General features: G+C 39.6%; 17 protein-coding genes. All 17 read right to left on the minus strand.

All coding sequences use genetic code 11. The annotated features are described in order from the left end of the window. Positions 1-411: 411 nt before the first annotated feature. Positions 412-1,164, minus strand: coding sequence for a hypothetical protein (locus tag ACYQ21_RS07085; RefSeq protein WP_460056911.1), 753 nt, complete (start codon positions 1,162-1,164; stop codon positions 412-414). Continuing rightward, positions 1,161-2,009, minus strand: a complete 849-nt coding sequence (locus ACYQ21_RS07090; protein WP_460056914.1) for a hypothetical protein — start codon at positions 2,007-2,009, stop codon at positions 1,161-1,163. The genes ACYQ21_RS07085 and ACYQ21_RS07090 overlap by 4 nt, the downstream gene beginning before the upstream one ends. Then, positions 2,009-2,716 (minus strand): hypothetical protein, encoded by a 708-nt coding sequence (locus ACYQ21_RS07095; protein ID WP_460056916.1) that lies wholly within the window; start codon positions 2,714-2,716, stop codon positions 2,009-2,011. Before ACYQ21_RS07095 ends, ACYQ21_RS07090 begins: the two co-directional genes overlap by 1 nt. A 14-nt stretch (positions 2,717-2,730) precedes the next feature. Next, the gene (locus ACYQ21_RS07100; protein WP_460056919.1) at positions 2,731-3,870 is read right to left on the minus strand and encodes a CHAP domain-containing protein; all 1,140 of its coding nucleotides are present in this window, start codon (positions 3,868-3,870) and stop codon (positions 2,731-2,733) included. Continuing rightward, positions 3,870-6,455 carry a hypothetical protein gene (locus tag ACYQ21_RS07105; RefSeq protein WP_460056921.1) on the minus strand — a complete coding sequence of 862 codons (2,586 nt, stop codon included), beginning with the start codon at positions 6,453-6,455 and terminating at the stop codon, positions 3,870-3,872. The genes ACYQ21_RS07100 and ACYQ21_RS07105 overlap by 1 nt, the downstream gene beginning before the upstream one ends. A gap of 153 nt (positions 6,456-6,608) precedes the next feature. Beyond that, a complete protein-coding gene (locus ACYQ21_RS07110) occupies positions 6,609-6,749 on the minus strand; it encodes a hypothetical protein (RefSeq protein ID WP_460056923.1) in 141 nt (46 codons plus the stop codon). Between the two features lie 97 nt (positions 6,750-6,846). Then, positions 6,847-7,050: a hypothetical protein gene (locus ACYQ21_RS07115; protein WP_460056925.1), complete on the minus strand. Its 204-nt coding sequence runs from the start codon at positions 7,048-7,050 to the stop codon at positions 6,847-6,849. A gap of 57 nt (positions 7,051-7,107) precedes the next feature. After that, positions 7,108-7,461, minus strand: a complete 354-nt coding sequence (locus tag ACYQ21_RS07120; RefSeq protein ID WP_460056927.1) for a hypothetical protein — start codon at positions 7,459-7,461, stop codon at positions 7,108-7,110. A gap of 32 nt (positions 7,462-7,493) precedes the next feature. After that, positions 7,494-9,398, minus strand: a complete 1,905-nt coding sequence (locus ACYQ21_RS07125; RefSeq protein ID WP_460056930.1) for a pLS20_p028 family conjugation system transmembrane protein — start codon at positions 9,396-9,398, stop codon at positions 7,494-7,496. Between the two features lie 35 nt (positions 9,399-9,433). Next, on the minus strand, positions 9,434-11,974 hold the full coding sequence (locus ACYQ21_RS07130) for a type IV secretory system conjugative DNA transfer family protein (RefSeq protein WP_460056932.1): 2,541 nt from the start codon (positions 11,972-11,974) through the stop codon (positions 9,434-9,436). Next, entirely contained in the window at positions 11,958-13,142 is a 1,185-nt protein-coding gene (locus tag ACYQ21_RS07135) for a hypothetical protein (RefSeq protein WP_460056934.1), read from the minus strand. Before ACYQ21_RS07135 ends, ACYQ21_RS07130 begins: the two co-directional genes overlap by 17 nt. An 11-nt stretch (positions 13,143-13,153) precedes the next feature. Beyond that, on the minus strand, positions 13,154-13,504 hold the full coding sequence (locus tag ACYQ21_RS07140) for a hypothetical protein (RefSeq protein ID WP_460056936.1): 351 nt from the start codon (positions 13,502-13,504) through the stop codon (positions 13,154-13,156). 66 nt (positions 13,505-13,570) lie between these two features. Further along, positions 13,571-13,756 carry a hypothetical protein gene (locus tag ACYQ21_RS07145; RefSeq protein WP_460056939.1) on the minus strand — a complete coding sequence of 62 codons (186 nt, stop codon included), beginning with the start codon at positions 13,754-13,756 and terminating at the stop codon, positions 13,571-13,573. Positions 13,757-13,774: 18 nt separating this feature from the next. After that, on the minus strand, positions 13,775-14,131 hold the full coding sequence (locus tag ACYQ21_RS07150) for a hypothetical protein (protein ID WP_460056941.1): 357 nt from the start codon (positions 14,129-14,131) through the stop codon (positions 13,775-13,777). Continuing rightward, positions 14,132-14,608 (minus strand): hypothetical protein, encoded by a 477-nt coding sequence (locus ACYQ21_RS07155; protein WP_460056943.1) that lies wholly within the window; start codon positions 14,606-14,608, stop codon positions 14,132-14,134. It abuts the gene before it with no gap. Positions 14,609-14,640: 32 nt separating this feature from the next. Then, positions 14,641-15,300, minus strand: a complete 660-nt coding sequence (locus tag ACYQ21_RS07160) for a hypothetical protein (protein WP_460056945.1) — start codon at positions 15,298-15,300, stop codon at positions 14,641-14,643. 87 nt (positions 15,301-15,387) lie between these two features. Further along, positions 15,388-15,982: LPXTG cell wall anchor domain-containing protein (locus ACYQ21_RS07165; protein ID WP_460056948.1), on the minus strand; the 595-nt coding region annotated here is incomplete at its 5' end.

Here is a 15,982-nt window from a genome sequence, read left to right on the forward strand (position 1 = left end):
TATCATGACCTTATCATGATTTTAAAACCCACTAATACTGGGATTTCTACTTTTTCATGATAATATCATGATAGCTAAAACACCGTCATGACTTTATCATGATGTCATTTTCGGATAATATCATGATAAGCTAACCCCTTACAAACCCTGACTTTTCATTTTCTATCATGACCTTATCATGACAAGGTGAAAACTAAAATAATCTGTCTATTGATTAAATAACGCTATTTTAGCTACTTTCAAAATTCTTTTGGTCAGTATTGGTCAATGTTTGTCATCCAATTGTAATCTTTGTTTTGGCTCAAAAATCATGTTACAAACATGTTACAACGTATTTTTTTGTATCACTTTTTTATCGCACTTCAAAACACAAAAACAAAAAAAGAGATGTCCAAACTGGCCACTCTTATTTCATTTTATTTGATGGCGAGTTGACCACATTTCAAAAAAGAAACCAACATTTATCAACCACAACGCTGCATTAAAAAGTAAAGCAAGTGATTCAAAAGTAGTCAAACTTTTCGATAAGTTTTCTAGCATATTCATAGCTGTAACGTTCAAAATAATCGATTGATATAAAAAAGTGATGACCAAAACAAAGTTAGTGATGATAGCCGAATAGACTAAAAAACCAACCAGTCTAACCAACATATTTTTTACTAAAGTTGAATCATTTTCAAAGTGTTCCAAAAGTTTATCAAAGAAATATAAGCAAACTGTCATCAGATATAAGACAAAACACAAAAACAAAAGTGACTTTAGCAGGTTCGAAACATCTGAGCTATTGATCGTCAAACTGTTCAAATAGTCTAGTATAAACTGTGGTAAAAGTTTGTAAATAAAAGATGTCACACCTGACAAATCTACGAGAAAGCTAATGATTAAACACAACAATAGGCTATTCAAAACATCTATGTGTCGTTTAACAAGTTGCTCAAATACACCATTTAAAGAAAACATTTTTCCATCCTTCAACCTTAAGATTTTAAAATAGTTGACCATAAATTGACCTATTTTTACAGTGTAGAAACGCTCTTTCTCTTGCTTGACTTCTGCCTTAGTCTTGCCTTCTACCTCAGTCAAAAATCTAAACAGGTTAATATCTCTTGCCAAAATAAAAGGACCGATGATTAAGAGAAACAAAAATTTGAGTAAGACAATCATCCCTTATCCTCTTTTCCTGAGAGAGCTTTTAGCTTTTCAAGAATAGGCGCTTTCGCTTTTTCTTTGTCCAAAATTGAACTCTCATTTGATTTGATTGACAGATTGTTTGTCGCAATACTTGAGGCGACTGCCTCCTTTTCAACTGTCGTTAAGTTATTGGCATTAGCTAATAACTTTTCGTTTTTGGCTTTCAATTTGTCGTTTTCTTTTCTCAATGCTGCTTGTTCTTTTTCAAGTGCCTTGATGCCATCCGAGTAATTAAGCGATAATAATTCACGAGATTGTAAGTCATAATCTGCCATACTGCGAGCTGTGAACGCTGTTTTTTCTTCGGCTTTTGCAGGTGTGATTGTAAAACCTGTCGCCCTATCGTCAAAGCTAACGGTGTCTAAAACGTTCCCCTTTTCAGGTAGCCCAATGTAATATTGGAAGGTTTCTGATTTTGTTTGGGGAATAAAAAGCGTATAAAAATTAGGATTGATTTTGACAATCTCAACGTTCTTGATGCGCTTTTTCTTGGCGTTATAAACTTCAGGCGCTAACTCAAAGTCAACTCTATTAGCAGGCACGTCCACAAGCAAATTGACTTCTAACAGCTCCTCTTTGTCATAGCTTTTAAGTGCTGCGAGCTTGACGACAACCTCATTGCCTTTTGAGATTTCAGCCCCAATCTGCGAACCATTTTCAGTTTTGTCATTGGAAAACATCGCACCAATCGGACGGCTTAAGATAAAGAGCGCCATCACAAGGAGAAACAGTTTCAAGCGTTTCTTTAGCAGGTCATTCGGCGTTTTCTTACGCAATTTCTTGACTTGCTTTTTACTCATCTGATAAATTTTTGCCATCAGTTTCCTTTCTCGTCTATCAATTTAATCGCTGTGATAAGCCCACCAGATTGTTCGACTTCGTACCAACGTGTGACCTTGTTAGGCGTTTTTGAGAGCGGACTTGTCAAAGTTAAACTCACTTGAACTGCCAAATGTGTCACTTCTTGTAGGCTTTTCGTGTCGGAATAAACCGTCAAACTGTCAATACTTTGGCTCAATAATTGGACTGGTTGATTTGTATCAAGCTGCTTTTTTTCATTCCAGTTATCAAGCATCTGCTCCAAAATTTGACTATTACGTTCAATAGTTTCGCTCTCATAAAGTTCAGGCGAGAGCGCCGTTTTCAGGAAAAGATTGCGTTTTGAAATCTTCTCCTGATCCAAATCAACCGTGAAATAACTTGTCAGGCTGTCCTCAACTCGCTTGATAGAACTTTCTGAACTAGAAGGTGCTGAGCTACTCTCACTTACAGGTGTACCGCTTGAAGTTGCATCATCAGAAGGCAACCCTAGCTTTTCTTTGACTGCAGCATCGTCAAAAACATCTACTTTTTCGTCTGTCTTATCTTGCTCCGCCTTTTCTTTTTTGGGGACATCCTTGACAAATTCACTGACTGTCACAGCCTTTTTAGGCGGATGAAGGTATTTATTGGCGAGATAGCCAACTGCTAAAAAGGCGATCACACCTACCGCAATACCGATTGTTTTCTTTGTTTGTTTTTCCATATTGTCTCCTGTTCTTAATGGCTGGGTGGATGAATGATTGAAGTAATATCACACCTCGTTAAATCAATTTTCGCAACATTTACGGGTCCTGGGTTCTGCGTGTAATAGCTTGCGGTACCATCAGAAAAGGTCTGTGAAACAACGCCTGTATGTCCCCATTGGGTCAAGGTAAAAGTCGCACCGTCTTGGGTCATTTTGCCATATCCTTTAAAGTTAATAATATCTCCTGCCTTCACTTGATTAGGGGCTGGATGGTGAATGACTGTCCAACCTTTCGCAGACCAATTATAATCACTGCCAATGTCAGAGGCATTCATGTGTCCGCTCAAAGCCCCAAAGCCCAACTGTTGGGCATAATAACTGGTTAGGGCATAACACTCACCACTGCCGATAACCTTGCCAACTTGACTAGCAAGACTAGCGATACTACCTGAACCAGTCGAAGAACCAAATCCTCCAGGGGGATCAGGTGTACCACCATGCTCGTCTATCCACTTATCAAGCCTAGTCATGACATCTGCACGTCTCATGCCACTGCCACTCGTATCCGTAAAATAGACACCACCTTGGCTTGGATCCCATGTACCATTAGCGAGTGCTTTCGCCTTATCATCTTGAATTTTAAAACTTGTATTTTTATTGAAGATGATGGTTTGAGTTGTCAACCCAACGACTGCTACTTCATCATTAAACAATGCGGCATTACCTGGATTGTCATTAAAGGCACCATAACCGAACATATTGGCACCTGGTTGCGTTGCGACACCTGCTGTACCGTATCCAGATTCCATTTGCGCAATCGCAACAATCGCTCTCACATCAAGTCCGCTTCTTTTTTGCCAATCAAGTAGTCGTTTGCCATTGATGCGATTCTTATCATAGCTAATGCCTGTTGTGCCTAAAAAGCCATCTAATTGCTCAGCTGTGATACCGTAGCGTTGGCATAATAGATTGTGCGTATAAGCGCTATCCGTTGACCAATGTTGCACATAAAACGTTCCTGTATTTGCCCCTGCATCAGTAGCTTTCTTGTCTGCTACAGCACCTGACAAGATGATATAGACAATAAGAAAGAACCCCACACCAGCAACAAGCGGTCCGCCTACCAAGCCAACAAGCGCTTTGATGAGATGTCGTTTGAGGAACTCCCGCATTAAGCACCTCCGCTAAACATGGCTAATTCTTCTGGAGAAACTTGGTGCAAAAAGTTAAAAGCCCTGCCACCTGATATAATCATTTTCATTTTAGAACCTTTTTTAGTTGTTTCATACTCAAGCATTTCTTTGTAATCACGAGGGTTCAAATAAGTTGAGAAATATTTCTCGAGGGTTGGTATCGACGTCTCAGATTGCTTGCCAAAGATTTTATATTGGGCAAGACCGACAATAGAGCGCATCTCATTCATGGCAAGTGCTGCTTCATCGTGCATGACTAAGTCAGTTGGGAACATGGTTTCAATCAACTGTGTCGCAAGCGCTAAGCTGATAAAGAATTTACGTGCTTCACGTTGCAGAACCGCAAACGCTGAAACGTTGTAAAACTTCTCAGGACGAACGACATTGTGGCACTCGTCAACCGCAATAAAGACACGTTCGATTTCCCACCATTTTTTCTGACCACTTTCATAAGCCAGTTTCTCAATTTGACCATGACGAATCGCAAGCGATGTCACAAGTGATAAAGACATGTGGAAAATGGCATCGTTGACATTGACGCCACTGTCTTTCAAACGAGTGATGTCAAAAATCACAAGTTTGTTATCGACAAGTTTATCGAGTGTCGTGTGTCCAACAAAAGCCTGACGATACTGGTTAATCAAATCTCGCACAATCGAGTATAGTTCTTTAAACGCTGCTAAGTCATCCTCCAAAATATCGCTTGACGAACTCGTCACAATCGGATGAAGATAGTCGTATAAATCATCAAAGGTTGGATAGGCTGTATTTTCAAAAGCTGTCACATCAACAATCTTTTGTCCACGTGCATGATAAGCGTTAAAATCATAAACCGCATCATAATGAATATAGAACTTTAACAGCGCCCCACGGATACCTCGTGTCATCTTCTGATCAAATACCCCGACTGACTTCAATCGAGACACAACCGCATCTAAATGCGTATTAAACGAGCCTTCAATATCAATCTCAATACTATCGTCTCGCTCAAACGTTTTGAGTGCGAAAACCTGCAACATATTGATGATGCCGTCCGAACCATCTAGTCTGACATAGCTACCGTGTAACTTATCCGCAAGTTTTTTCTGTTCACCGTTAACGTCCCAGGAGAAGGTTAAACCACCACGAATGAAGTTATTCAACATCTGTTTTTTGAGAAAGGTTGATTTCCCTGACCCTAAAAAGCCTGAGATAAAAAGACTATAACTTAGCCTATCCTTTGACTTAGTGAAGGGGTCAAAATAGAGCAGTCCGCCTGTTGCACTTCTGCCAAGGACAAAGCCCTGCTCATCATTTAGCGAAATATTATTATGGCTAAAACCTTCCGCAATCGCTGCTGCAGGCAATCGTTTTCTGCCGATTACAGAGACTTGATCAGTACTATACTGCATGGCATAACTGATAAAGAGGCTTTGATAATCTCGTTTAGAGTTGTTTAAGATGACCGTTGGCGTGTAGCCTTTCTCAAGTAATTCATTGGTGGTGCTTTGAATTTTAAGACCTAGTGCTTCTTCTGAAAAAGCTGAAAGGTGTAGCTTGATTTTGACATCTTTGATAATCTCGCCATTGTTTAATATTTCTTGCCCAAGCTGCCCCAGCAATAGTCTTTGGTGAGCAAAAAAATCAAGTGTCGTTTGATTGGTTGTCTTCTTTGCCTGTTTTTGATAATCGGCTATCGTTGAATCAATAGCTGAAATCGCCTTGTAATTAGCATCAAAGTTGTAATCAATCCCAACCGTGTCAACAGCTTTTCGTGCTGATAGATTGGAAACCCAATAAGTGAGTAACTTAGTCGGTAACGCTTCAATCGTAATCGTTGCACGGTGTTTAGCCCCTTGGATGTAGCTTGTGGGCGAGTAACTGAAATACAGACCGCCCAAAGGGTTCGTCAACTGAAGTAAGCTATCATCTGACGTCCCTTCTATCAAGTCGGTCGTCCGTTTAAGCCCCTCAAACCCATTATTCAAGAGAGATAAAATCGTTAAGCTATTATCTCGCCCTAATAGCGTTGGTTTAAAAAGTTTGTTAGCAGAATCTTGAAAATCTTGCCATCTCCTGTTGAGCTTTTCAGGTGTCGGCGCAAAAATCTGAATAAAACTTTTCTGAGAAATATGCGTTTCTTCAAGATACTTGAGTTTACCTAATTCCTTTTGTAGGAAAGCCAACTTGAAATTATCATGCGTTTTCTCGATTAAATTCTTGATATGCGCCTGTTGCTTGAGATTATCCTCAGGAAAGGACAGATAAATCTCTTTCATGCTTGTACGAAATGTCCGCTGAAGGGTCGCATACTGCTTTTGAATCTCTGCCAATTCATTTGGCGCAATATTCGTCAAATCATAAGGTTCAACACTGATATAGTAACTATACTCCTCAAAACTTTGACCTAAATCATTCTTAACCGACAGCAACATCATGCCATCGTCATCGATATTTTTAACTGGATAAACCTCTTCCAGATTGCCTTGCTTCTGGCGGTTGTTCCTTAAAAGACGAGAAAATCGATTTGTCTTTCGCTTACTTTTCTTCAAGTCTTCACTAGCTGTGATCGTGTCAAACTTCATAGTCATCCTTTCTTGGTGGGAGATAGGTTTTCTTATCTCTAAAACAATAGGTATAATAGATTTGCCAATTCCTCATCGTCTTACCGTATTTCTTGGCAGGTAAAAGCAGCCAATAAGAAATTGGAATTGCAATGAAGAGAAAAAAAGCACCTTTCAAGATGATGCCTTTAAGAAAAAACACGGTAAAGAGTAGCCAAAAAGTAATAACACACCCAGTGGTTTGCTGTCTTCACTTCGAAACCCCTTACCATCTTCAAAGTTATCTTCAATTTTATCAGGCATTGTATAAGCCATTAAAAAACCTTCTTTCTGAATATAAAAAAAGAGAAACCTGTAAAAGATTTCTCATGCCTTAATTTTTCAACTCTTCAGTCAAGCTATTCAAAAAAATTTACATATTCTTTCTAGCAGCCTCTGCCCTTTCCAAATCTTCCATCAGACTTGCTCGTTTATAACGGGCAATTTCTCCAGCAGAAATTCGCTCTATTTTGACTTCCAATAACTCCTCCTGCTCTTTCTCGATTTCTTTATCTATTGCCCTGATTTCACGACGACGTGCTGTGATTTTTTCTTTAAGCATTTCGTTTCTATTCATAATATTCCTTTCGAAGGGTATAGAAAAAAGCAACTATCGCTGCTCTTTGTTAGTTATTCAACGATTAAAAATTCTACTGATTAAACTTTGATTTTGAAGTTTTGTAAGTTTATCAGAAATTTCATCCTTTGCATGCGCTGTTTCTTCAAGTCTTTCTTTTTCATTCTTTAATTGAGAAAGTAAAGCCTCATTCTTTTCCTTAACTTGATTTATTTCTTGTGTTAAGCGAACATTTTGCTTTTGAATATTCTCGTAAAAATCTGTTTCTCTGCGATATTCTTTTAATTTTTCAAGTTCCTCCTCTTTAGCTAAACGAACTCTCTCGAGTTCTTGTTCCTTAAATTCCTTTATACGCTCTAATTTTTCAAGTTCTTGTTTTAATACTTTGCACTGATGTTCAAAATTGCTCAAGATTTCGTATTTCCTCTCATATTCTGGAAGTATTAAAACTCTGGTGGTATGTCATCCATCAAATAAGACCAATCATCATCGCCAAAGTCTTCAGGTTGTGTTTCTCCGAAATTTTCAGCTTGTCCCTGGTGTGATGATGCGTGTTCTTTGACACTTGGTTTCATCTGAGGTTGATGGTTAGGGCTATCTGACATTGTGTCTGTGCCATCTTTCATTTCAGGTGTATTATCTTCATCAATAGGAATAGGTTCAATATTGCCATCAGGCGTTAATCTAAATCTCTGTTTAGAGTTTTGTTTGTCATCTGGTGTTTCAGGTTGAGGTTGGTCGCCTCCATCTGGTGGCGTAGTCCCACCACCATTTCCATCATTACCACCTGTACCACCTGTTTCTGGGTCACTATTAGCATCTGTCTCAGGCGTATAGCCTAACCCTTGTGGTTGATTGCCTTCTAGTCCCTGTGGTTGAGTTTCTAGCGCAGGTGTATCAGGAGTCACATCTCGTCTATTCTCAGTATCAGGGCTTGGGTCTTTCATCTCAGGTGCTGCATTATCGCCACCTGAACCCTTGAATAAGCCACCAAGTCCGCCCAATCCTCTACCAGCTGCACCAATACCTTTTTGAGCTAAAGCACCTAACATTCTAGCACCTTGCAACATCGCTAGTGTTTTACCAACACTAGAAGATAACCCTGCATTGATACCAAATAAATCCTGCCAAATCTTCGGCCCATCCACAATCGCCAAAGAAAAGGCTAAGAGACCGATAATATAAACAACACCATTTATATCATTTGTCGTTTGTAATGTATTGAGATAGGTAAGACCATAGGCGTAAATCTGGAGTAGGTTAGCCGTGAACAAGAGTGTCACAAAGCCGAAAAAGAGTTTTTGAATCACTTCCACATTCCGCTTTTGTGTTCCCCATTGGGAGAGTGCCATAAGTGAGCCTACGCCCCACGTCATGATGATTTCGGTCTCTAACTGGAACAGTCGCCAAATCACGATGATACCCACACCCACTAAGGCTAAGAGACTAAAAAATATTGTCCAGAAATTCCAGGAAAAAGCATAGTAATGCGTATCTTCCGCAAATAAATCATCATCTAATGTGTATAAAGTAGGCGTATAAACATACTCCGTATTGGTAGGTGTTGCGACACCGTGCGAGACAATTTTTTGCCCATAATCTGATAGTTTCTTTTCTTCTTTGTTCAACAGCTTGGTATTGACATCGATTAGGCCAATATCATCTGTCGTTAAAGTAACGGAACCATCTGCTAGATAAGTCCCAGTCAAAAAGTTGGGTGCACCATCTCCGTTCTTCATCATCGTCTCAACTGTCGTGAAATTCCAACCCGCTTTATCCATGGCTCTGAGATCCCACAAATTATTTTTCACAATAATCTGAGCAGGCGAGCTGTTACTTTGATTGTACCCCGCCACAAAACTCTGAGTGGCTGCTGTTCCGTAAGTCATAAGGATAGGTAACAAAAGGTAGACGAACCATGAAAAGATACCATTCTTTAGGACATCGATGATTGGCAGCTCTTTTTTACTCATGGCGACTAAGACAGCTAATACCATGAAAATGAGCGATAAGATAATCACAAGTGGCATGAACTGCTCAATAAATTGTTTAAAGGTCGCATTATCCGCAAAGTTCAAAAACGACAAGGTGCTAACAACTGACGTGTTAATCAAATCAGATAGTGAGACCAATCCTTTGATAATTGCCCATTGAATTGATCGAAAGATATTGATGATACTACCGTCTACCGTCCCATTGGTAATGGAGAGATTCCCATTTTTCTCCAGTTTCAAGAGCGTACTCAAGTAGTTCGCATCCGTCTTGTCAGGATAGACGACATCTTTTAATTGCGCATAAGCATTCGGTGCGCTTTGTCCCGTAAGGTTAGGGACATTACTAAGCTCCATATAGCCTCCTTTCTATAAATAAAGTCAGCCATACGCTACTTTCTTGACCCATTTGCGACTTCTTGAATGATCGCTTTGATTTTGGATTTGTTTTCTTCTGAAATTTGACTACTGTTCAAGATATTATCTGAGAAGACAGTGTAGGGGGTCGGATAATTTTTAAAGTAATCCCGCTGTTTTGGAGATAGTAGCTGCATGACTTCGTCATAGCGCTCCCCTAAAACCGCTTCAACGGTGACTTGACTGATATCTTGAGTCGCTTTTTCACTAACACCTTGTGTGTTGTTTGTTTCAAAAGCTGTTTTTGAAAGTGATTCATTTAATTCTTGTGGCATGGTTTCTTCTTTCTTTTGTTTTGAGACAACCTTAGCCTCAGGAACTGGTGTTCCTTTTTGGGCAAAAGCTGCTTTTTTATCGGCAATCAATTTAATTGCATTCTTTAAATCTGGCTTACTTGCGCTTTTTCCATCAGCTTTAAGTCCTGTCGCAAGCATAAATTCTGCTTCGACAATCTCATGAGGGATACGATAATCATCATGGTTAAAAGGTATTTCTTGACCATAGGCATCTTTTTCAATCTCGCCTTTGCGTAAGTCAATATCTTCTATCCCCAATCCTCTATCATCAAAATACTCATGGTCTTTACCTTTAAATAATGCTTTATGGGCAGGTAATAGCTCTGTGTAAGATGAGAACTCTGTGATTTCTTCCTTTTGAGCAATCCCTAACCATTTCTTGATTTTAGGTTCATTTGGCCTATCTTGTTTTTTGATTTTCCGATATTTACGAGAAAAGATTGGATTAGGGACGACATCTTTACCGTCCTTATCTACTCTTTTCTTAACATTCGTAAAGATAGCCTCATCCATGGCTAACCGCATCAATTCTTCTGGTTTGAGCAAACGTCTGTCATCTTCTGTCTCTGTAAAGCTCTTATCGGAATCTAGTGGATCGCCACTTCTGCTCACTTTGACAACGGTTGAATCGCCTAGACGTTTACTAAAGGATTCCGCATCTTCTGGTTCTTCACTCATTAAATAAAAAGTCGCAGGTGTCCCATTCAAAATAGCAGCACCTTCTTTATCAGGATACTTTTCCGCAAAACCGCCTAAAGATTGAAGACCCAGTGCCACTAAAATACCGATTTGTTGCCCGACATTGACAACACTATTTAATCCTGCAATACGAGGACTATTTTGGACTTCATCAAGCAACAAACGTACTCTACGCTTCAGCTTTTGTCCACGAGTGAGCTGTGCTTTTTTAGTCAAAACTGAAATCATTTGCGAGTAAAACATAGCTTGTATCGGCTCATAGATATTATCTTTTAAGGGAAAAGAGATAAAAACCAAGATAGGCTTTTGACCTTTTTCAGGAAACCCCATCGCCTCAAAATCTAAATCTGAATGGCTTGTGAGTTGTAAAATACTTTCATTCGCAAATTTTTTGATACTCGATGCTAAAATCATATAAAAAGATTGAATTTGCTTTTTAGTCGCAACCTGTGCAGTTAAGTAGTTTTTTCTAATACTTGAACTTGGTGGCTGAGCCTTGATATACTCATCTAACAAAACTGTTTCGTTTTCTCCAACTCGCTCACTATATTTAGCGACAAGGTCATAGAAGCCAGTCAAAGTAAACCACTTAGGATTATTGTATTCAATCGCAAATTTCAAAAGAACCAAAGCGATAGCCGTAAATAGACCACTTGCGGCATCATAAAATTCTTGGTCTTTACCACCCTCATTCGCAAACAAGTTCATGGCAAGACCATTAAGTGCGATTTCAGCCTCTTCCATCTGACCTTTTTGCGCATAGCGTAAGACGACACCAAACGGATTAAAGCGAATTGAATTTCTGGGGTTTAAGAAATTCAATGCGTAAATATCGAATTTTTCAGCTGCAGGACTGCCTAATGTTTTAACCAGCATATCGCCTTTAAGATCATTGACAAGTTCAGAATCTGGAAACTGACTGACACTATTTAAATAGTGACTCCAATAGAACATCGTTTGTGTCTTACCTGTTTGAGATGTCCCAATAATTTTGAGATTGGTATTATCACAATCAACAGCCATGGTGACCCTATCCTCGAATATCGTAACAGGAAAACCGCCTCTTTCTAACTGAGGTTCTGTAAGTGTCATTTCAAAATCAAAGGTATCATATAAGCGTTCTATTTCAGCTTTTTGCATCCAACGACTTGTCCCCTTAGTACCTTTGTTTATATCTGAGTAAGCAATCCAGTTTGTATAGGCACGCTTACCTGATTTAACTAGGACAACTAGAAACACAATAGAAAAGATGCCTATCTCCACAAACAAGTACCGTGAGTGATACAGATAGAGCAGACGTGGAAAGGTACTTTTAGCGACTTCAATCGTTTGTGAGAAAAAAGCGCCAAAGCCCTGAAAGCCATGGTGCTTGATGAAAGTCGCTAAATCCATCACATAATAGACGAGGTTAAAAAGCAAGGCAAAGAGACACATCCAGAAAACAGCCCTTAAACAGAACAGGGCGATTAGAAAATTTCTACTGGCTAGAACCTGTTTCCATTGTTCATAAAGTCTGTGCATGGGCAGGTGCCTCAGCTTCGTCGATTAGCTCGCCATTTTGAAAAGCTTCAAGGCTGACCTCTAATTGATAAATGTCATCAATTAAGATCTGTGAACGCTTGACATCTTCTAAGGAGCTGATATTTTGACACAGGTCAAAAAATTCTGCTTGTTTATCATCAATCTGGCTTTGAATAGTGGTTGTGGCTTGTGACATTGAGCGTTTCAAATGTTCGCTCAATTCACGTTTTGTCACATCTGCTTTGCTTAAACTCAACTGGGTGCCTCCGTTTTGTTTTTTATGATGGTGTTTGATTGGGATAACGGTTTGATTGTTTCTAAATTCTGCTGGTTGCTTTTCTTTGACTTCTACCAGATTCTGCTTAGGTGGTTCTGAAACAGGTGCTTCTTGGGGAATGATAGCCTCTATCGTTTCTTCAATAGGATAAGGCAAGTTTTCAGCAGATACCTCTTGTAGGTAGTCCGCTTCTAACTCTGCTAAATCTTCTTCAGCTATCTTAGGAACATAGTCAGGCAAAATTTCTGAGTTTTGTGTTTCAAAGCGACGTGCGCCCGACATCTTTTTAAGATAAAGCGACACACTTATCAATCCCAAAAACATGAGCACACTTGTGCCAATGCCGACAAAATATGACGGTGCAACATTTTGTCTCAGCAACATTCTAAATCCAAAAGCAAGCACCAGTAAAAACATGATTTCTATCAAAGAAAACAGCAGGCGACGAAAGATGACACGTTTAGGCTTGTTGGTGATTTTAGAAGGCGTTTCAGCTTTCTCTTTTGACATCGTGTCATCTACCACCTCCGTAGCTGCTTCATCTGTTTCTTCTGCCAAAGGCAGTGCTAAATCATCTTGTATGATGCCCAGAAACTTCTCTTTTTCAAGTGTAGGAATCTGAGCCATCTCAGGCGTAAATAGCTTATCCCTGACTAAGACAAGCAAGTTAGCACTTGTACTGCCATTAAAGCGATAAGCCCCTGTAAATTCAATTTCTCCCGTTTCATCCACGATTTCAATCGTGACAGGCAAGGCTAAACCATGTTTTTGTATCAACTCTTTTATCTCTTTCAAAACAGCAGGCGCTCGATTAAGCGCCATTGCTGCTTGAGTGAGAGATAATCTTTTGTGAAACTTTTTAGGTAACTTAAAAATTATCTTTCTTGTCATGAGCTACTCCTCTATTTGAATAATCCCGTAAGTGCTGTATTCACAGCGTTCATAATCGTATCGCCCATTGTGAAACCAAAGACAGCCGTCACGATAACTGGTCCGATGAGTAGCACTAATAAACCAATCACATAATTAACTGAGGCATCTTTTGCCTCTTCTGCTTTATGAGAGCTTTTGTTCATGAAACCATGGGCAATCGGTACTAGTTTAGCCACAGCATAGATGATTGCGACGATAAAGATAACCCCCAAGATAATGACCATCCAGCCCAAGCCTGATGCGACTTTATCATTTTTGACAACAGTATCAAGTGTTGGCGGTGCTGCAGTATACGTTTTTTGGTAAAGTTCATTAAACATTATGATTCTCCATTTTCTCTTGTCGTGTGTGGTGTTTCATGAGGATTTGAAGCCTTATCTTTTGGTTCAGCTTCTTTTTCCTTTAACCTCACTTTGATTTTTGACTTTTGAAAGCTCGCTTAAAATATCATCAAAATTATCTTGAATATAATCTTGATAAAAGATTTCAAGTAAGGCATCCAAATTTTCATTTTTGAATTTTGCGATTTTGTGCGCTTGTTTGCGCAACTTTTGTAATTTAGTACTTGCCATAGCCTTCCTTTCTAAGCATTACAAAGCATTGATCAATTCAGCCATGGCACATACCATTTCATGGTTGCTTTTTGATACATCCGTTTTAAAAAATGCCCTGATGAAGTCTTCTACATCGGGTCTAATTCTCTTTTTAAGACACGGATTTTCTTCTACTTTTGGCGGTTGTTTTAATTCTCGTTCAATCTCTTCTACACTTTTTAGGGGTTCAAAGCGACCAAAAGGTTGAATTAATTTGACAATAGCCCAAACCAATTCTGGCTTACTTTTGGTTTCATCTGTTTTCAAAAGTGATTTGATGTAGTCTGCAGCCTCTGGCATGACCTTCTCTTGTAAGGTTTGATAGGGTTCTGTTTTCATTTCATTATGCGCCATTTATTTCCTCAAACTTTCGTTATAAGCTCTCACACCTGCATTATAAGCGTCTATCTCCACATTTCTTTGGGCGATTGATTCATTGTAGACATCTACTTCATTTGCCTGCGCTGTTGTCGTACTTGCGACTTGTGGCACATCTGTTGTCGATGTTTTCGGACTATCAGAAGACGTGTTTGACACAGCAGTTGTCGTGGACGACATCGATGAAGATGATGACCTCTCAGGCTTACTTTTTGAACGAGAAACAGACTGACTATAAAACTCAGATAAGCGTGTTGAAAACTCATCTGACTGATTACTTGCGCTTGATGTCGCTTTAGTTTTTGAGGTGGATTTGTTTACATTTGCCTCTTTACCTTGATAAGTCCCTGGCAATTTTTGACTTTGTGATTTTGGCTGACTTATCAGAATTGAGAAGACGATACCAAAACAAAGTGAAACCAAGGCAAAAATCAGGACTAGTTTATGCTTCATACCTTTCACTTGTTGTCCCTTCTTTTTTTAAACTAATTCATCGTCATCGAAACCGAAATCGGATAGATATATGACCCTGAATTGGCATTACCACCTGTTGTCGTCAAGAAATTGACTGTTTGACCCACATAGCTTTGCCCTACCGTCAACGTAATACTTGCATCAACATATCCTGAACTTGTCACAGTCCCTGAAACGTAGCCCCCTTTTGCATCAAAATCTAAGACATAAAAAAGCGAAATTGTGCCTTTTTCAAGACCAATACCAGGGCGTGAAATTGTTCCTGTTACCGTTGTCCCACTTGCATTTTTAACGACTTCTGGGATTGATGAGGGAATCACATAATATTGTCCCTCGTAATGGTCAGTTGTTGTATGACTATACTGCGTTTGTGCTGAAACGCTTACTGAAGAAAACGACTGATCGTTTGGGGCAGGTGTGTTTTGTGCCTTATCTGTTTCAGGCACAGGCACACTCGCTTGATTTAACAGCTCATTCACTTTCTTTTGAATGCGGCTATAATCTTTTCCTAGTTTGTCCTTACGGGTTTGTCCGTTGCCAAAATCCCCACGGATAACTTGATAGGCTTTATCAGCGACTTCATCCGCATGGACAGGTGTCGCAACACCTGAAAGTGCTAAACAAGACAACATGAGTGTTGCCATACTAGCTATTTTTTTGATTGTTATCATACTGTATTTTCCTTCTATATCTAGTTTAATAGGCTTTGCGCCCTATTCGCATGCACAACCAGTCATGGTTTGGGGAAATAGCATTTCCTACTTGACAAAGCGTGCTTTCAATTTGCGACGATTGATGAAGAAAAAGATACCTAGACTTGCGCCACCTAAAATTTGTAACAAGTAAAGGCGAGCCTCGCCTGTTTTAGGCAATAATTTATCCAAGAATGTCATCGGTAACGCAGCTACTCGTTTAGCGTGCCACTTATCCTTATCACCGACTTGAGTACCAGAAGTCACACCAACGGCAGATACCGTGATTTCATCCGCATGCGTTTCGCCTGGATCTAACTTGTCAAGTGTTCCTGTTCCAGAGATAAACTCGCCGACTTGGAGGACAAGCAGCTTACCGTCAAGCTCAAACTCGCCTGCTTTGTTAATCGTGAGTGCCTTGTCCTTATAGAGCCATTTAAGCGCCTTGACGTCCTGTTTTCCGTCAATCGTCTTATCTGTGGCTTGGATTTGCGTGAGTGGCTCAGAGTCATTGTTCGTGATTTTGAAGTTGACAGTCGTTGCTTTATCATCTAGCGTGACCGCAGTTTCAACCGTATCCGCATCGCCTTTGCCGAGATTATCAGGTTTATCAGCGTTGTTGCCTACACCTACTTGGTTAATCGCTTCACTCGATTTCTCG

This window comes from Pseudolactococcus yaeyamensis (assembly GCF_054658615.1).